The 16,790-nt window shown below is 71.7% G+C and carries 16 protein-coding genes; 12 read left to right on the top strand and 4 right to left on the bottom strand.

Annotated elements, in window-relative coordinates; all coding sequences use genetic code 11:
- Window positions 1-31 precede the first annotated feature (31 nt).
- Entirely contained in the window at window positions 32-1,441 is a 1,410-nt protein-coding gene (gene glnA / locus ACZ41I_RS03500) for a type I glutamate--ammonia ligase (protein ID WP_385845075.1), read from the top strand.
- An 89-nt stretch (window positions 1,442-1,530) separates the two neighbouring features.
- Here glnA and ACZ41I_RS03495 read toward each other — a convergent pair whose 3' ends face one another.
- Window positions 1,531-1,782, bottom strand: coding sequence for a hypothetical protein (locus ACZ41I_RS03495; protein ID WP_363218068.1), 252 nt, complete (start codon window positions 1,780-1,782; stop codon window positions 1,531-1,533).
- Between the two features lie 277 nt (window positions 1,783-2,059).
- On the opposite strand from ACZ41I_RS03495, the gene ACZ41I_RS03490 reads away from it, so the two are divergent.
- The 3 genes from ACZ41I_RS03490 to pspAB all read left to right on the top strand — a co-directional run bounded on the left by ACZ41I_RS03490 (window position 2,060) and on the right by pspAB (window position 3,974).
- The gene (locus tag ACZ41I_RS03490; RefSeq protein ID WP_363218069.1) at window positions 2,060-2,314 is read left to right on the top strand and encodes an SCO2583/SCO2584 N-terminal domain-containing protein; all 255 of its coding nucleotides are present in this window, start codon (window positions 2,060-2,062) and stop codon (window positions 2,312-2,314) included.
- Between the two features lie 115 nt (window positions 2,315-2,429).
- A complete protein-coding gene (htpX, locus tag ACZ41I_RS03485) occupies window positions 2,430-3,350 on the top strand; it encodes a zinc metalloprotease HtpX (protein WP_399773649.1) in 921 nt (306 codons plus the stop codon).
- Between the two features lie 3 nt (window positions 3,351-3,353).
- Entirely contained in the window at window positions 3,354-3,974 is a 621-nt protein-coding gene (pspAB, locus tag ACZ41I_RS03480) for a PspA-associated protein PspAB (protein ID WP_363218071.1), read from the top strand.
- A gap of 25 nt (window positions 3,975-3,999) precedes the next feature.
- Here the strand turns inward: pspAB and ACZ41I_RS03475 are convergent, their stop codons facing one another.
- Window positions 4,000-4,281, bottom strand: coding sequence for a hypothetical protein (locus tag ACZ41I_RS03475; protein WP_363216799.1), 282 nt, complete (start codon window positions 4,279-4,281; stop codon window positions 4,000-4,002).
- Window positions 4,282-4,656: 375 nt separating this feature from the next.
- Window positions 4,657-4,971 (bottom strand): hypothetical protein, encoded by a 315-nt coding sequence (locus ACZ41I_RS03470; protein ID WP_363216800.1) that lies wholly within the window; start codon window positions 4,969-4,971, stop codon window positions 4,657-4,659.
- Between the two features lie 219 nt (window positions 4,972-5,190).
- Between ACZ41I_RS03470 and ACZ41I_RS03465 the strand changes: the two genes are divergently transcribed.
- The 7 genes from ACZ41I_RS03465 (at window position 5,191) to ACZ41I_RS03435 (ending at window position 14,133) form a co-directional block, all read left to right on the top strand.
- Window positions 5,191-5,559, top strand: coding sequence for an arsenate reductase family protein (locus tag ACZ41I_RS03465; RefSeq protein WP_399773654.1), 369 nt, complete (start codon window positions 5,191-5,193; stop codon window positions 5,557-5,559).
- Between the two features lie 119 nt (window positions 5,560-5,678).
- Complete coding sequence (locus tag ACZ41I_RS03460; RefSeq protein WP_363216802.1) at window positions 5,679-6,431, top strand: RlpA-like double-psi beta-barrel domain-containing protein; 753 nt, start codon at window positions 5,679-5,681, stop codon at window positions 6,429-6,431.
- A gap of 871 nt (window positions 6,432-7,302) precedes the next feature.
- Window positions 7,303-8,334 carry a glutamine synthetase gene (glnII, locus tag ACZ41I_RS03455; RefSeq protein ID WP_363216804.1) on the top strand — a complete coding sequence of 344 codons (1,032 nt, stop codon included), beginning with the start codon at window positions 7,303-7,305 and terminating at the stop codon, window positions 8,332-8,334.
- Between the two features lie 83 nt (window positions 8,335-8,417).
- The gene (locus ACZ41I_RS03450) at window positions 8,418-10,241 is read left to right on the top strand and encodes a hypothetical protein (RefSeq protein ID WP_468513047.1); all 1,824 of its coding nucleotides are present in this window, start codon (window positions 8,418-8,420) and stop codon (window positions 10,239-10,241) included.
- Window positions 10,242-10,658: 417 nt separating this feature from the next.
- The gene (locus ACZ41I_RS03445; protein WP_363216807.1) at window positions 10,659-11,225 is read left to right on the top strand and encodes a winged helix-turn-helix domain-containing protein; all 567 of its coding nucleotides are present in this window, start codon (window positions 10,659-10,661) and stop codon (window positions 11,223-11,225) included.
- A gap of 64 nt (window positions 11,226-11,289) precedes the next feature.
- On the top strand, window positions 11,290-12,342 hold the full coding sequence (locus ACZ41I_RS03440) for an NAD-dependent epimerase/dehydratase family protein (RefSeq protein ID WP_468513046.1): 1,053 nt from the start codon (window positions 11,290-11,292) through the stop codon (window positions 12,340-12,342).
- Between the two features lie 243 nt (window positions 12,343-12,585).
- Window positions 12,586-14,133 carry a DUF1996 domain-containing protein gene (locus tag ACZ41I_RS03435; protein WP_363216809.1) on the top strand — a complete coding sequence of 516 codons (1,548 nt, stop codon included), beginning with the start codon at window positions 12,586-12,588 and terminating at the stop codon, window positions 14,131-14,133.
- Window positions 14,134-14,234: 101 nt separating this feature from the next.
- Here the strand turns inward: ACZ41I_RS03435 and ACZ41I_RS03430 are convergent, their stop codons facing one another.
- Window positions 14,235-14,627 (bottom strand): hypothetical protein, encoded by a 393-nt coding sequence (locus ACZ41I_RS03430; protein WP_363216810.1) that lies wholly within the window; start codon window positions 14,625-14,627, stop codon window positions 14,235-14,237.
- Window positions 14,628-14,790: 163 nt separating this feature from the next.
- Here ACZ41I_RS03430 and ACZ41I_RS03425 point away from each other — a divergent pair, with 163 nt between their 5' ends.
- On the top strand, window positions 14,791-16,710 hold the full coding sequence (locus ACZ41I_RS03425) for a hypothetical protein (RefSeq protein WP_399773670.1): 1,920 nt from the start codon (window positions 14,791-14,793) through the stop codon (window positions 16,708-16,710).
- Window positions 16,711-16,790 lie beyond the last annotated feature (80 nt).

The following is a 16,790-nucleotide window of genomic DNA, read 5'->3' as shown; positions in this document are numbered from 1 at the left end:
GGCGAGGACGGTCGGGAGTAGGAGGAGCTGGATGTTCCAGAACGCCGACGAGGCCAAGAAGTTCATCGCGGACGAGGACGTCAAGTTCGTCGACGTCCGCTTCTGCGACCTGCCGGGCGTCATGCAGCACTTCACGGTGCCCGTTGAGGCGTTCGACCCGGATGAGGAGCTGGCCTTCGACGGATCGTCGATCCGTGGTTTCCAGGCCATTCACGAGTCCGACATGGCTCTGCGTGCCGACCTGTCCACCGCTCGTGTCGACCCGTTCCGCCGGGACAAGACCCTCAACATCAACTTCTTCATCCACGACCCGATCACGGGCGAGCAGTACTCCCGTGACCCGCGCAACGTGGCGAAGAAGGCCGAGGCCTACCTCGCCTCGACCGGTATCGCGGACACCGCGTACTTCGGTCCCGAGGCCGAGTTCTACGTCTTCGACTCGGTGCGCTTCGCGACCAGCGCGAACGAGTCCTTCTACCACATCGACTCCGAGGCGGGCGCCTGGAACACCGGTGCGGTGGAGAACAACCGTGGTTACAAGGTCCGCTACAAGGGCGGCTACTTCCCGGTCGCGCCGGTCGACCACTTCGCCGACCTGCGTGCCGAGATCTCCCTGGAGCTGGAGAAGTCCGGCCTGAAGGTCGAGCGCCAGCACCACGAGGTCGGCACCGCCGGCCAGGCCGAGATCAACTACAAGTTCAACACCCTGCTGGCCGCCGCCGACGACCTGCAGCTCTTCAAGTACATCGTGAAGAACGTGGCCTGGCGCAACGGCAAGACCGCGACCTTCATGCCGAAGCCGATCTTCGGCGACAACGGCTCGGGCATGCACGTCCACCAGTCGCTGTGGAGCAACGGCGACCCGCTGTTCTACGACGAGGCCGGTTACGCGGGCCTGTCGGACACCGCCCGCTACTACATCGGCGGCATCCTCAAGCACGCCCCGTCGCTGCTGGCCTTCACCAACCCGACGGTGAACTCGTACCACCGTCTGGTGCCGGGCTTCGAGGCGCCGATCAACCTGGTGTACTCGCAGCGCAACCGCTCCGCTGCGATGCGTATCCCGATCACCGGCTCGAACCCGAAGGCCAAGCGCGTCGAGTTCCGCGCCCCGGACTCCTCCGGCAACCCGTACCTGGCCTTCTCGGCCCTGCTGCTGGCGGGTCTGGACGGCATCAAGAACAAGATCGAGCCGGCCGAGCCGATCGACAAGGACCTGTACGAGCTGGCTCCCGAGGAGCACGCGAACGTCGCCCAGGTCCCGACCTCGCTGAACGCCGTTCTCGACGCGCTCGAGGCGGACCACGAGTTCCTCCTCCAGGGCGACGTGTTCACGTCGGACCTGATTGAGACGTGGATCGACTTCAAGCGCACCAACGAGATCGCGCCGCTGCAGCTTCGTCCGCACCCGCACGAGTTCGAGCTGTACTTCGACGTGTGATCGGGCCGCCCCGCGCGGTTCGTGACGGAGGGCCGCCACCCGGAATCGCTCCGGGTGGCGGCCCTCGGCCGTTTCGCCCTCCGCCGTGGTCACACCACGACGACGACCACGGGCACGCTGCCGAACCCGAACCCGTTGTTGAAGCCGAAGAAGCCGTTGTTGAAGCCGAAGCGGTTGTTGAAACCGCAGTCCCAGCCACCGTGGAAGCAGCCACGGTTGGTGGTGACCTGGGCCGGGGTGGCTGCCGACGCGGTGCCTGCCGTGCTGATCGCGGCTCCGCCGGCCATCAGAACACCGATGGCGGACACTGCGGCGAGACGCCTCGCGCGATGTGCATTCATGGATCCACCTTCCTTCCACCCCTCGTGCGGCCTTCTCGGGCACGAGACGGGATGGGCCGCGACCTCGGAGTGAAGAGTCCGGCGCGGTCGTGGGGGATGCCGCACGAGTAGGGGAAGCAGGGGCAGACCAGGTGGGCACCCCGCGGTGCGGCTCTCCCGTAAATGCTAGCCGTCCGGCGGCCACCCGGCATCCCGGGCAACCTTTGCCGCTTCCCATGCTTCCTACTCTCGGGGGATCATCCCCCTGGCTCTGTCCGACGAGAGAGGTTGAACGGGGATGACGGAGAACGAGGACTGGGAGCGGGAGTTCGATCACCGCTGGGCGAATTCCGCCGAGCACAAGGAGCCCTCGGCCCGGGCGCGGATGCTCGCCGCACGCTGGAAGGAGAACCCGCCGAATCCGGCGCCCTTCCGCGCCGACCCCGACCCGGTGCCGCGCCGGACGTCGTGGGCGTCGACGGCCATGGTCCTCGGCTGCGTGATCGCGGTCATGGTGCTCATAGGCCTGGTGCAGTTCGGCTCGTCGTACTGATCGCGGCACCGGTCGCGCGCTTTGCCGCTCCTGGGGCCGTTCGGAACCCCTTCATGGCAATCGGCAGGTGCACACTGGACAGCGGGACGAGTGCCTGACTGCGGGGTGATGCAAGATGCAGAGCCGCTTCCGGAGCGACCGACGGCTGACCGTGCGCATGGGGCTCACGCTGTTCCTGCTCGGGCTGCTGTACGTGGGCTTCGTCGCCGCGCTGATCGCGCTGCTGAAGTCCTGGGTGCTGGTCGTCGTGGTGGTCGGGGCGATGTTCGTGGCGCAGTTCTGGTTCTCCGACCGGATCGCCATGTTCGCGATGCACGGGCGGGTCGTGGAGCGCGAGGAGTACCCCGAGCTGCACGCGGTGATCGACCGGCTGTGCGGACTCGCGGACATGCCCAAGCCGGTGGTCGCGGTGTCCGACATGGACATGCCTAATGCCTTCGCGACCGGCCGGAACCCCGACCACGCGGTGGTCTGCGTGACCACGGGACTGCTGCGCCGGCTGGAGCCGGCCGAGCTGGAGGGCGTGCTCGCGCACGAGCTGTCGCACGTGGCGCACAAGGACGTCGCCGTGATCACGGTCGCGTCCTTCCTCGGCGTGCTGGCGGGCCTGATCGTGCGGTTCGCGTTCTACTCGCAGGTCTTCGGCGGGGGCCGCAGGGACCAGAACACCGCCGCCGTCTTCGCCGCGATCATGGGCGTCTCCGCCGCGGTGTACGCGATCAGCTTCCTGCTGATCCGGGCCCTGTCCCGGTACCGGGAGCTGGCGGCCGACCGCGCGGCCGCGCATCTCACCGGCCGCCCGTCGGCCCTTGCCTCGGCGCTCACCAAGGTCTCCGGGGACATCGCCCGGATCCCGACCAAGGACCTGCGCACCGCCCAGGCCTTCAATGCCTTCTACTTCACCCCGGCGACCGGCAGGGAACCCGGCATCGAGCGGTTCTTCTCCACACACCCCACCCTGGAGCAGCGGCTCGAACAGCTGGGCCGGATCTCGGCGGAGCTGGGCGGGGCCGCCGCACCGGGGAAGGCGGGCTGAGCGTTGGGGCTGCTGGACATCCTGCTGGGCCGTACGAAACCGGTCGCGCCCGATCTGGACCAGCTCTTCGCGCTGCCCTCGGCGGCCGTGACCCTGCAGGCCGCGGCCGGTTTCACCCCGACCGGAACCGGGGCGGTGTGTTTCGCCACGGTGGAGGGCGCGGCCTTCGAGCAGACCCACCGGGAGGTGCAGGCGCTGCTCGACGCGGACACCGGCCGGTGGGGGTCCCCCGGCTCCGGCGAAGCCGAGAGCGGGAGAAGCGCGCCGGTGGAGCTGCGCCGGGACGAGTACGGCTACTCCTGGCTGGTCTCGCAGCGCTCGCCCGACCAGCTGCCGGAGCTGGTCAACGACCTGCACGCGGTGAACAGCGCGATGGAGGTCAACGGCTTCGGTCCGCAGCTGCTGTGCTCGCTGGCCGCCTTCACGGACGACACCGGCCGCAAGCTGGCGCTGGTCTACCTCTACAAACGGGGCACCTTCTACCCGTTCGCCCCGCTGCCCGGTGCCGCGCAGCGGCGGGACGGGGCGCTCGAACTCCAGGTGAAGGCGACGCTCACGAACGATCTGCGGATCGAGCAGGATCTCGGCCGCTGGTTCCCGGTGTGGGGCGCCCCCGGTCTGTGACCGGGGACGCCCTGGCTCACCGCTCTCACCGGCTCTTCTCGCGCTGCTGCCGGCGGGTCTCGAAGGGGCGCTCACGACGGTAGCGGCGCTCCCACTTCGCCTGCCGGTCCCGGCGCTCGCGGTAGGCCCGGTAGCTGTCGGGCAGGGGCGGGGCGCCCGCTCCGGCAGGCGGTGTGGGGGTGCCGGGCGACCCGCGTCCGTGCGTCGCGTACAGATACAGCAGCGCGACGGCGGCGAGCCACCACAGGTGGTTTCCGATTCCGAGGATCACCAGGACGACGGTCCCGGACGCGACGATGCCACGCATGACGGACCTCCGTGGGGTGAGTGTGGCGGGGGTGGAGTGTGTCGGCTTCGTGCCGTTTGTTCAGCGTAGGGAGGCCGTGGCGGCGACCGCATCCGGTTTTCCGCCCGGCGGGGGCCCTGTGTGAGTGCACGACCCCATGAGTGAACTCTCCACACTCGCCCACGACTTCGCGGCGAACGGGTCCGCGACAGTTCGAGCAGGCGGTGGCAGGCCATCGGCTGGGCCCGTGGTCCGGGAGCACGCCGAGGACCGGCGGGAGTGCGTGACGGCGCCGGTGAGTGGTCTCGGCGGACAGCAGGTCTGCGGGCACTCCCGCTCGCTGTTCCGGCTTCGCCGGGCACCCCCGAGGACGCGCGGAGGCACCCGGCGCCGGCGTCAGCGGCTGTAGCGCATGAACGCCCTGACCATGCGGCACGTGGTGTCGGAGGGCGGGCGCATGCCGATCTCCTCCGCCGTGCTGCGGATCCTGTCGTCGCGGGCCTGGGCCGGCTGGTAGATCCCGGAGTCGAGCAGGGCTATGGCCAGCCGCATGGCCTTCAGACGGCGGTTGTGGCTGACGTACCACTCGCGCGGCCGTCCGGCCGGCAGCGGCCGCTTGATCACGGGCTCGTAGGGCGAGTCGAACAGCACGGGTCGCTGGACGGTGGACTGGGTGGGCAACGGCTTCGGCTTCAGGGCGGCAGCGGGCACAGGCATCCTCCTGTCGCGGGCAGGGCACCGGCCGGACAGTCCGGCGACGCCCTCGAACACTGCTTCCAGTCTACCGGCGGCCACTGACAATCGGAGTTCCGCGACAGCGGCCAAATGCCCAGGTGGGAAAGGAAATCCGGGTGTGTGACAGGCAGTCGAGGAGGGACTGCCGAGACGTCAGGAATTCGAACAGAGTCGAGGCCGAGTACCGTGTGCCGCATGGAAATCTGGATCAATCCGGCCTGCTCCAAGTGCCGCAGCGCCATCAGCCTGCTCGACGCCGAGGGGGCCGAGTACACCGTCCGCCGCTATCTGGAGGACGTGCCGAGCGAGGACGAGATCAGGGCCGTACTCGACCGGCTGAACCTGGAGCCCTGGGACATCACCCGCACCCAGGAGGCCGAGGCCAAGGAGCTGGGGCTCAAGGAGTGGGCGCGGGACGCGAGCGCGCGGGAGCGGTGGATCTCCGCGCTCGCCGAGCATCCCAGGCTCATCCAGCGCCCGATCATCACCGCCGACGACGGAACGGCCGTGGTGGCCCGCTCCGAGGAGGCGGTACGGGAGGCCCTGGAGCACAACAAGAGTTGAGCGGCGCTCAACTCCCCTGTGACGGAGGCCACTTCAGCATCTCCTGAAACCGCTGAGTAACCTCGTTCGGTATCTCGTACATAGCGGCGTACGCTCCCCTACCTCTTCAGGAGGCGCGCATGTCGCGCAGGAGAACTCTCGGTACGAAGAAGAAGATCGCGCTGCTCGTCAGCGCCGCGGCGGTGGCGGGCGGCGGGGCCTTCGCGCTGGCCACGACGTCCAACGCCGCGCCGCCCGCGCACAACGCCAAGACGCTGTCCGCCGGGGACTCGAACGTCTGCCAGGGGCTGGCCACGGCCCATGGCAACAACGACCGGTTCATCGCGGACCAGAAGGCCCATCCGGACGCGCAGTCGGCAGCGCGGATCGCCAACCGTGAGGCGGTCATCAAGCAGATCGAGGTCCAGCAGAAGGCCGCCGGATGCACCGTTGGGGAGTCGGCTCAGGGCTCCCAGGCGGCGCAGGGCGGCAACGGCGCGGGACAGCAGCAGGGTGCCGGCCAGCAGGCCGGTGACGCCCAGCAGCAGGGTGCGGGCCAGCAGGCCGGTGACGCCCAGCAGTCGGCACAGCCCTCGCAGTCCGCCGCCGGTGACGCGAACGCCGGTGGTGCCGCGGCGGGCTCGGGCCAGCAGGTCTGCAAGGGCTCCACGGTCACGCTCTCCGGCGAGGGCGGCGCCCCGGCCGCGTCCAGCGGCCAGTTCCCGGCCGGGACCACTCTGAAGGTCACCAACCTGGACAACAACAAGTCCACGACGGTGAAGGTCACCTCGGTGTCCGGCAGCTGCGTCCTGCTCAACAACGCGGCCTTCGAACAGGTCCGGGAGCCCGGCAAGTTCCTCATCCGCCACGCGGTCATCGAGAAGGTGGGGTGAGGCTCGGGGACCGGACAGAAACGTGGTGAGGCGGCGGGTCCGGCTCGCCACCTCACCGGGGTCATGGGTCCTGCTGTTCGCGGCCACGAACAGCAGGACCGGCACCCCGTGCCCGCAGCGCGTCCGGTGCCGGAGGGGGCCTGGCGACCGGAACACTCCCCGGTCTCCCTCCCACTCCGCGAACACGCGGACCCGGCACCGCGTGGGCCGCAGCAGCATCGGCAGGGCGTGGAGCAGGTACGCCGCCTTGGACCCGGCGAAGCAGTGGACCGGGTCCAGGAGGAACAGGCGGCGCACCCGCGCGGGCGCGCGCAGGGCGTGGTGCACGGCGATCCGGCCCGCCGTACGAGTGGCCGCCCGGGCCGGCCGAGTCGGCGCCCGGGCCGCCCGGGACCGCGTGCAGCCAGGCTGTCAGGTCGGCGACCGTGCGGGGGTGGCGGTCGCCGGCCCGACCACTCGGCCCCGGCGCGCCGACCACGTCGACCGCACACAACCGCCGGATCCGGCTCAGCCCGGCGGCCCGGTGGCGACCGTCAGCGCCTCCCGCTCGGCCGGGCGTTCTTGGGCCGCTGATCGAGCGGTCGGTGGAGCTGCTGCGCGGCCACGTCGGCCAACGGCGGGCCGCCGTCCGGGAGTTCCTCGACGGGGTGCGGGAAGCGGCGGCGGCGGGCACACATACCTCACCCGTCGGCGCCTCACAAGGTGAGCCGCGACACAAAACCACCAGGTAACACGGGGTTCACATAGGGGCAATGGTCGGGAAATGGCCTGTTGACAGGCTGCCGGGCAGATCGAGCGGCGCCCCAGTGCCGCAGCGCCGCAGCACCCGCGACGACGAGTGCGCCCGACTTACCCCTAAGGATGTGGCCCCGTGACCTTCAAGGCTGAGTACATCTGGATCGACGGCACCGCGCCGACGGCCAAGCTCCGTTCCAAGACGAAGATCATCACGGGTGCCCCGGCCGGTCTCGACGCGCTGCCGATCTGGGGCTTCGACGGCTCCTCCACCAACCAGGCCGAGGGCCACTCCTCGGACCGCGTGCTCAAGCCGGTCTTCACCTGCCCGGACCCGATCCGCGGCGGCGACGACATCCTGGTGCTGTGCGAGGTCCTCGACATCGACATGACCCCGCACCGGTCCAACACGCGGGCCGCGCTGGCCGAGGTCGCCGAGCGGTTCGCCGCGCAGGAGCCGATCTTCGGCATCGAGCAGGAGTACACCTTCTTCGACGGTTCCCGTCCGCTGGGCTTCCCCGAGGGCGGCTTCCCGGCCCCGCAGGGCGGCTACTACTGCGGTGTCGGCGCCGACGAGATCTTCGGCCGTGAGATCGTCGAGGCCCACCTGGACAACTGCCTGAAGGCGGGTCTCGCCATCTCGGGCATCAACGCCGAGGTCATGCCCGGCCAGTGGGAGTTCCAGGTCGGACCGGTCTCCCCGCTGGAGGTCTCCGACCAGCTGTGGGTGGCCCGCTGGCTGCTGTACCGCACCGCCGAGGACTTCGGCGTCTCCGCGACCCTGGACCCCAAGCCGGTCAAGGGCGACTGGAACGGCGCGGGCGCGCACACCAACTTCTCCACCAAGGCGATGCGCGAGGGCTACGACGCGATCATCACCGCCTGCGAGTCGCTCGGCGAGGGCTCCAAGCCGCTGGACCACGTCAAGAACTACGGCGCCGGCATCGACGAGCGCCTGACGGGCCTGCACGAGACCGCCCCGTGGGACAAGTACTCCTACGGCGTCTCCGACCGCGGTGCCTCGGTCCGTATCCCGTGGCAGGTCGAGAAGGACGGCAAGGGCTACATCGAGGACCGCCGCCCGAACGCCAACGTCGACCCGTACGTGGTGACCCGCCTGCTGGTGGACACCTGCTGCTCCGCGCTGGAGAAGGCCGGCCAGGTCTGATCCGTCCCGCTTCGCACAGGGGCGCCCGCCGCAACGGTGGGCGCCCCTGCTGCGTGTCGCGCGCTGTCCTATCGTGCGCTGTCATGGAGATCGACGCGGAGACCGACTGGGGGAAGCTCTCGCACGCGTACGGCCCGGCCGACGACATCCCCGGCCTGCTGCGGGCGATGGAGTCCGAGGACACCGGCGTACGCGAGGAAGCCTCGCACGACCTGTTCTCCGCCCTGTGCCACCAGGGGGACATCTACGACGCCTCGGCCGCCGCCGTCCCCCACCTCGCCCGGCTCGCCCTCCACGGCCCCGGCCACCGGCCGCAGCTGCTCGGGCTGATCGCCGGCATCGCGGACGGATCCGGAAAACCCGCCGAACGCGCCGCCGCACGGCGGGCCGTGGCGGAGGCGCTGCCGTCCCTGCTGCACCTCGCACACGCCCCCGACCCGGACGTCCGGGACGCCATGGTGCTGCTGATCGCGTGCCTCGGCCATCCCCACGCCCTGCCGCTGCTCCCCCTGCTGCGCGCCCGGCTCGACACGGAGCCCGACGCCGAGGTGCGCGGGCGTGTGGTGACCGCGCTGGCGCTGCTGGAGGCGGGTGACGGCGGCTGGCGGCACGGTCTGCTGTCCGACCCCGGGCCCCGGGTACGGCTCGCCGCCGCCGAGGACCTGCTGCGCACCGCCGATCTGCCGCTGCCCGCAGAGCTGGTCGACGTCTGCGCGCGGGCGTACACGGCCGACCCGCACGACCGCGGGACCGGGTACTGGCCGCACCCCTACCGCCCGTTCACCGACCGGCTCCTGGAGGAGGACCCGGAAGCGGCCCTGCGGGCCCTCGCCCAGGGCGTGCCGCTCGCCCATGAGATCACCGAGCGCTGGCGGGACCGCGAGGCGGAGGTGCTGCCGTGGGTCCTGGCGGAACTCGACGGCACGCCCTGGGAGTTGTACCGGCTGGCCCGGACGGCCTGCGCACTGCCGGCGCAGGCCCGCCCCCGCGTGCGGGAGCGGGTGCTGCCGTACCTGGGCGCGGACGACCCGGAGGTGCGGGCGGCGGCGCTCACCGTGCTGGCCCGCACCGGTGCGGCCGGAGTCGTACCGGAAGCGGTGCGGCTGATCGCGGAGGCACCCGGCCTGGACGGCACCGTCCGTGCCGTCACCGCGGTGGCGGACGTGTGCGGGGCGGGGGCGCTGCCCGTGGCCCGGGCCGTGGCCGCGCGGCTTGACGCGGCCCCGCCGCAGCTGGTCACCGTGCTGGCACGGTACCCCGAGGCGGCCTCGCAGGCCCTGGCCGGACTCGCCGCGCTGGTGGCGGAACGCACCGGCGGATCCGGCGGCGCGGTCGCCGTCCTCGGCGCGCTCGGCCCTGCCGCCGGTGCCGTCGGCACGCAGGCACTGCGGGCGGCGGCCGGGGACGCCGACTCCCCGGTGTCGACGGCCGCCGCGCTGGCGTACCACCGGGTGACCGGCGATCCGGAGCCCGCGCTCGCTCTCCTCGGTGCGCAACTCGCGGAGGAGACCACGGAAGCGCTCGCGCAGGCGGGAGAACTGGGGCCGGACGCCGCGCCGTTGCTGCCGCTCGTCGAGCCATGGCTGGCACAGGGGCACACGGCCGGCCGCCGGGGCCGGGCGGCACTCACCGTGTGGCGTATCACGGGCAGGACCGAGGACACGGTGGAGCCGCTCGCCCGGTGGCTGGTCGCGGACGACCACTGGCCCCCCTTCGAGCCGGCCGCCCTGCCGGCACTGATCGCGATCGGCCTGCTGCCCCGGTTCGCCGTGGACCCGCTGCGCAAGGTCGCCGAGTCGGCCCGCCGTGCCGCCCACGACCTGTTCGTGACGGGCGGCCCGCACCCGGACTACGTCCTGCGGTCCGCCGTGCGGGAGCTGCTGGCGACGGCGAGCGTGCTCGACTGAGCCGGCCGCGTCCGCATACCGAGACGGCATTTCGGACGGGCGAACGGCGGGCAGGCCCGCGATCAGGGCCTTGTGCGGGGCACGGCAATCCACGCGACGTCAACTTCGCACCAAGGAAGCGTCCAAGCAGTGAGAGGAGGGTCCTGCCCGGCGCCGGTGTCTGCTTCAATGGGCGCATGGCCAGCTTCCAGAAGATCTCCGCGACGGGTCGCCATGACCTCGAGCCCTTCTGGCCTTCCCGTCAGCACCACGACTTCGACCGGGTGTGTTGCCGCGTGATGAACGCGCGGGCCCTCTAAAGCCGTAACCCCCGGCCTTCGGCCAGCGCGGAACGACGTACGTCCCCGGCGCGCCCGACCACGAATCGCGGCCGTCGCATCAACCGACGAACCTCTCGCGCGAAAGAGCTGACCTCTCATGGCGACCACTCGTTCTCTCTCCTCCACCCCCGCCCTCACCGCCCCCGCCCGGCACCGGCTGCGCGCCGTCGACCGGGACGAGGTGGTCGACGTCGCGGACTTCCTGCCGCCGGGCGCCACCTGGCTGCCCGCGCCGCAGCACACCCTGCCCACCCTGCCCGGCCGGCCGCCGATGGTCGGCTACCTGGTGCTGGTCCCGGCCGACCAGCGGCCGCCGTTCCTGCCGGTCGCGGTGCCGGACCAGCCGGAGCCGGCCGTGGACACGGACGCCGAGCCGAGGGTGCGGATCGACTCCGTGCAGCGCACCGCCAGCGTCGACGGCCGTGTACTCGACCTGACCTACCTGGAGTTCGAGCTGCTGGCGCACCTGGTGGCCCATCCGCACCGGGTGCACACCCGCGACCAGCTGGTCACCACGGTGTGGGGCTACGGCCATGTCGGGGACGGCCGCACCGTCGACGTGCACATCGCGCGGCTGCGCCGCAAGCTGGGCGCCGAGCACCGTCAGTCGATCCAGACGGTGCGCCGGGTCGGCTACAAGTACACGCCGCCGGCCGCCCGCTGACTCCGGCTCTGCCCTCGGCAGAGCCCGGTACCGGCGCACGACCCGAGCGGGCATGATCACCGGTATGAGACTTCTGGTGCTGGGCGGTACGGAGTTCGTGGGACGGGCCGTCGTGGAGGCGGCGCTGGGGCGCGGCTGGGAGGTGACCGTCTTCCATCGGGGACGCCACCAACCCCCGCCCGGTGTACGGTCGTTGCACGGCGACCGCACCGCCCCCGACGGCCTGGCCGCGCTCGCCGCGGACACGGGCACCTGGGACGCCGTGGTCGACACCTGGTCGGCCGGGCCCCGTGCGGTGCTCGCGGCGGCGCGGCTGCTGCGGGGCCGTGCCGCGCGGTACGTGTACGTGTCCAGCCGGTCCGTGTACGCCTGGCCCTGGCCTTCGCTGGGCGGTGAGGCCGAGTTCGGGCCGCTGGTCGAGGGTGCCTTCGCCGACGCGGAGCAGACCGCGTACCCCCAGGACAAGCGGGGCGGGGAGCTGGCCGCCCTGGAGGTCTTCGGTGCGCAGGACTCGCTGCTGGTGCGGGCCGGGCTGATCCTCGGCCCGCACGAGAACGTCGGCCGGCTGCCGTGGTGGCTGACCCGAATCGCCCGGGGCGGCCCGGTGCTGGCCCCGGGGCCGCGTGAGCTGCCGGTGCAGTTCATCGACGTCCGGGACATGGCCGGCTGGCTGCTCGGCGCGGTGGCACAGTCGCGGAGCGGGCCGTACGACCTGATCGGCCCGCCGGGGCACAGCACCATGGGCGAGCTGCTCGACCTGTGTGTCCAGGTCACCGGTGCGGACGCCGAGCTGCGCTGGACCGACCCGGAGGCGGTCCTGGCCGCCGGCATCGAACCGTGGACCGGGCTGCCGGTGTGGGTGCCGCCGGACACCGAGCTGTACGCCTGCGTGCACCGCACCGACGTGTCCCGTGCGCTGGCCACCGGGCTGGTGTGCCGGCCCGCCGCGGAGACCGTCGCGGACACCTGGCGGTGGCTGACGGAGATCGGCGGCGTGGCCCCGATGCGGCCGGACCGGACGGTCAAGGGTGTCGATCCGGAGGTGGAGGCGCGGGCGCTGGCCGGGGCGGGGGGTGTACCCGGCAACACCCCGGAAGACGGGTCTTCGGGCGAATGACCCGCGCGTGGGCCCCGGGGCGACCGGCCGCCGCGCTCCTGGTCGTCGCCCTCCGGTACATCCCCGCACACCTTCAACGTCTTCGGCAACCCGACAGGGACCGCCGACCTGCCAACTCCTGTGTTCCTGGGAGGAATTTGTGAGACCGGTGAACACCTCTGGGGCGGCGTCCGTATGGAAGGACGCCGCTTCACTCCTGTCGGGCGCCTCGATGCTGCCCCGCAAGGAAGTCAGAGGAGTTCCATGGGACGCAACACACGAAAACGCCGTACGCCGCTGGCCACCAAGGCCATTGCCGCATCGGCGGCCCTAGCGCTCGGTGGGGGCGGGCTGATCTGGGCGAACTTCTATGCCTCGGCGCACGAGTCGAACAACCAGATGTGGGGAGGCAATCAGACGAAGGCCGCGACGGCGCAGGTCGCGACGGTCTCCTGCCCGGACGTCCAGCAGAAGCTGACGAACGTGCCCTGGCGGGCCCGTCAGGGCGTGGCGACCGAGCTGGCGAACCTCGACCGGCAGGTCACCGAGGCCTACAACCGGCTCGCCTCCACCCGGGACGCGCAGGCCAAGGATCCGAGCTTCGTGCAGAACGCGATCGTCGGCCCCCTCAAGGAGAAGCGGGCGGCGACGATCGACCGGATCCGGATCGACATCCAGCGCGTCGGCGGTTCCTTCGACAACTCGCTCAAGCAGCTCGCCGCCTGTACGACGCAGACCGCCAACCAGACCACCGCTGGGGGGAACACCGGTGGCCAGCAGCAGAACACCGGCGGCCAGCAGCAGAACGGCGGCCAGCAACAGCAGAACGGCGGCCAGCAGCAGGGCAACAACGGCCAGCAGGGCAACGCGCAGAACATCGGCGGGCAGGCCGGCAACGGCCCGGTCGCGGCCGACTTCGTCGACATCACCAAGGTCGCGCCGAACGTCCAGGGCAAGCCGCGCCGGCAGGGCAACGCCTCGACCGGTACGTTCACCACGCGCTGCGGTGTCAACGCCAACAAGAACCACAACACCGACAACGTCATCGTGGCGCCCGGCGTGACCAACGGCGCGCACCACCTGCACGACTACGTCGGCAACCAGAAGGTCAACGCCTTCTCCAGCAACCAGACGTTCCTGCAGGGCGGCACCAGCTGCCAGAACCGGAACGACCTGTCGTCGTACTACTGGCCGGTGGTCCGGGTCCAGGACGGCAGCCAGGACTTCGACCAGAACGCCGACGGCGGTGGCAAGGAAGGCAACGTCGGCAAGATCCTGACCCCGGTGCAGGCCCAGATCAAGTACGTGGGCAGCCCGGCGAGCAAGGTCGTCGCGATGCCGCAGTTCCTGCGCATCATCACCGGTGACGCCAAGACCACCACCAACGGTCTGGCGAACGCCAACGCGCACTGGAGCTGCACCGGCTTCGAGAACAAGGTCCAGCTGACGCAGCAGTACCCGATCTGCCCGCAGGGCAGCAAGGTGGTGCGTACGTTCGCCTTCCAGAGCTGCTGGGACGGGCAGAACATCGACAGCGCCAACCACCGTACGCACGTCGCCTTCGCGGACCCCGCGAGCGGTGTCTGCCCGAACGGCTTCAAGGCAATCCCGCAGCTGACGATGCGTCTGGTCTACAACATCACCCCGCCGGTCGTCCAGAACGGCCAGGTGAAGAACGCCTACGCGGTGGACGGCTTCCCGGAGCAGCTCCACAAGCCGGCCACCGACCACGACGACTTCATCAGCGTCACGACCGGCGGCCTGGCGAACCGCATCGCCGACTGCATCAACCGCGGCCAGAACTGCGCGTGACCATGCGCTGACCATCTGACCCGGGCCATGAACGAGGCCGGTGACGGACCCCCCTCCCGTCACCGGCCTCCGCCGTGTCCGCTCCCGGAAGGACCGGGCTCTCAGCCGTGGTGCGCGTGGTGGTCGGTGCCGATCTCGACGTCTCCGCCGAGCGTGCCGCGCAGCGCCTTGACGACCCCGTCGTCGCCGACGGCGACCCACTTGCGGCCGACGAGGTAGTAGCCGCCGTAGTCCTTGGCGTCGTTGATCCACTCGCGCTGGCCGCGGTCGGTGGCGAAGGTGGCGAGGATGAACCTGCCGTCGCCGTTCTTGCAGATGGCCTGGCGGATCTCGTCGGCGTCGGTCTGCATGTTCGGCTTGCACTTCACCTCGGCGGCCAGGCTCTCCAGGCTGCCCGTCGCGGCGGGCGGGACCGCCTTGGTGTCCCCGCCCGAGCCGCAGCCCGCCAGCGCGAGTACCGCCGCCGCGCAGAGCACCGTACGTGTCAGCCTCATCTGTTCCTCCGGTCCCGGTCGGCCAAGCATGCCTCAGCTCCTTCGGATACGGCTGCGGGCCGCCGGGCGCTCAATCGGGGCGCGGGACGGACAGGTCACCCCCGGAAGGGTGAATCACCCATCCGGGGGTGACCAACCTTCCGGCTCGTTCGTTCTTCCGGACGTGCAGTCACAGGATGTAGCCCAGCGTCACGCACCCGCCTCCGCCGACGAGACCGGACCGGTCGGCCTCGAACAGGCCGAGGCCGCGCTCGTCGAGCACTATCCCCGGCTGGTCCGGATCGCCTACCTGGTGCTGCCACCGGGCCTCGGCCGCAGCCGCCGAGTGCTGACCGCACACGCCCTCGCCCAGCGCTCCCTGCCCCCGGGCCGCGGGCAGCAGTGCACGATCCCGGCCCAGACCTCCGGCCGCGAGGGCGACCTGGGGTACGCCTTCCTACGGGAGCGCGTCCTGCGGGCGGCCCTGGAGGCGGCCCGCCCCCGCAAGGGCCTGCCCCGGCTCTCCCAGCTGCCGCCGCTGCTGCCCCAGGTGTGGGGTCTGAAACTGTTCCCGCGCTCGGGCGGCGCCGACGAACTGGCCCTGGACCAGCGGCTGTCCGCCCTGTCCGGCCCGGCCCGCGCCGCCTATGTGCTGCGGGGCCTGGAGGAGCTGTCCGACGCCGACATCCGTACGGTCCTCACGGCCGCCGGGGTCGACGACCCGGGCGGCGCGCTGGCCGACGCCAACGGCCTGCCGACCCAGCCCGCGCTGCTCTCCTCCCCCGAGTTCGACCCCTGTCTGCTCCAGGCCCGGCCCACCGATCTGATGCGCCGCCGCCAGCACACCAAGGCCGCGCTGGCGGCCGCCGCGGCGCTCGCGGTGTGCGGGGCGCTGGTCGCCCTGCCCCGCGGCGGCTGGGGCCCGGACGGCGCCGCCGCACCCGCCTACGCCGGGAATCCGGCCGCCGAGGCCGCCCTCGACCCCGGCAGGCTGATCCGGGTCTCCCCCATCACCTGGGAGTCCGCCGCCCGTAGCGACTTCTCGGTGTGGCCCGCGCGCGGCCCGCTCACCGGCGACACGGCCCTGCTGCGCCGCGCCCTCGCCGTATGGGCCCGCCCCGGCGAGACCGTCCATGTCTCGGCGACTCCCGGCACCGACACCGGCGGCCCGGCCGGTCCGCCCCAGCTGCTGTACGCGGGCCAGGTCGACAATGCCCGCGTGGTGATGCTCTACGACGGTCTGCGCATCGCCCGTTACGCCGAGCCGGTCGACGGCACCCAGGGCGCGGCCCTCGACCTCGCCCGTGCCGACGGCGCGACCGGTGCCGAGGCGAGCGCCCTGGTGCTGGGCCGCTCGGACGGCAACGTCCAGTATCTGACCGCGCCCTGGGTGAAGAAGGCGGCCTCGCGGGACCTGATGAAGCCGGAGGCGGCCGCGACGCCGCTGACGATCAGCAACGGCGTCACCGCCCCGCTGGCCAGCCCGGCACTGCGCCCCGGCAACTGCACCTCCTGGCCGGTGCTCCAGCTGACCGGCGCCACCGGCTCCCAGCTCAGCACCGACCTGGGCGAGTTGGTACCGGCCCACCTCACCGCCGGCCGGCCCGGCGCGGCCGGCGAGGCGTCCGGCGCGGCCGGGCTGCGGGCCTGGGCGCCGTACGCCTGCTCACTGTCGCTGGAGCGCTCCGCCGGGGTGCGCAGCGTCAACGCCTGGACGTTCGCCGGCCAGCCGCTGCCGGACGGCAGCGGGGCGGCCGACTGGGTGTGCACCCGGGCCGAGACCTGGCGCGGCGACGGTACGGGCGCGTTCGCCCAGTTCCACCCGCCGGGCGGACGGGTCGGTGCGGTGGTCGCCAAGGGCACGGACGCCCGTTCCTGCGGGCCGCGTGCCCCCCATGTGCTGGCCGGGGTGCTGTGGAAGTCCGCGGCCGGGCACTGGTATCTGCTGGCGGCGGGCGACAAGGACACCGCGACGATCCAGGCAGGGGGCGGGGTCTCCGCCGCCGGACAGGGCCGGTTCCTGGTGGCCCGGGCCAAGCAGGGGGCACGGGCCGACCTGAAGGGCACGCTGGTCGACGGCACGGAGATCAGCGGGTTGCGGTAGGAGAGGCACCACGGGGAGGGCCTTTGTTGACAGTCGCGTAAACAAGCGCTGCCGCAGGGGTTCTCAGCACCCCTACCCAC

The sequence above is a fragment of the Streptomyces sp. NPDC030799 genome (assembly GCF_055572255.1).
This window is presented reverse-complemented; position numbering and strand designations above follow the sequence as displayed.

Coding starts and splice junctions, on each gene's coding strand:
- glnA (WP_385845075.1), top strand. CDS start 32: ATGTTCCAGAACGCCGACGAGGCCAAGAAGTTCATCGCGGACGAGGAC.
- ACZ41I_RS03495 (WP_363218068.1), bottom strand. CDS start 1,782: ATGAATGCACATCGCGCGAGGCGTCTCGCCGCAGTGTCCGCCATCGGT.
- ACZ41I_RS03490 (WP_363218069.1), top strand. CDS start 2,060: ATGACGGAGAACGAGGACTGGGAGCGGGAGTTCGATCACCGCTGGGCG.
- htpX (WP_399773649.1), top strand. CDS start 2,430: ATGCAGAGCCGCTTCCGGAGCGACCGACGGCTGACCGTGCGCATGGGG.
- ACZ41I_RS03475 (WP_363216799.1), bottom strand. CDS start 4,281: ATGCGTGGCATCGTCGCGTCCGGGACCGTCGTCCTGGTGATCCTCGGA.
- ACZ41I_RS03465 (WP_399773654.1), top strand. CDS start 5,191: ATGGAAATCTGGATCAATCCGGCCTGCTCCAAGTGCCGCAGCGCCATC.
- ACZ41I_RS03460 (WP_363216802.1), top strand. CDS start 5,679: ATGTCGCGCAGGAGAACTCTCGGTACGAAGAAGAAGATCGCGCTGCTC.
- ACZ41I_RS03450 (WP_468513047.1), top strand. CDS start 8,418: ATGGAGATCGACGCGGAGACCGACTGGGGGAAGCTCTCGCACGCGTAC.
- ACZ41I_RS03445 (WP_363216807.1), top strand. CDS start 10,659: ATGGCGACCACTCGTTCTCTCTCCTCCACCCCCGCCCTCACCGCCCCC.
- ACZ41I_RS03440 (WP_468513046.1), top strand. CDS start 11,290: ATGAGACTTCTGGTGCTGGGCGGTACGGAGTTCGTGGGACGGGCCGTC.
- ACZ41I_RS03435 (WP_363216809.1), top strand. CDS start 12,586: ATGGGACGCAACACACGAAAACGCCGTACGCCGCTGGCCACCAAGGCC.
- ACZ41I_RS03430 (WP_363216810.1), bottom strand. CDS start 14,627: ATGAGGCTGACACGTACGGTGCTCTGCGCGGCGGCGGTACTCGCGCTG.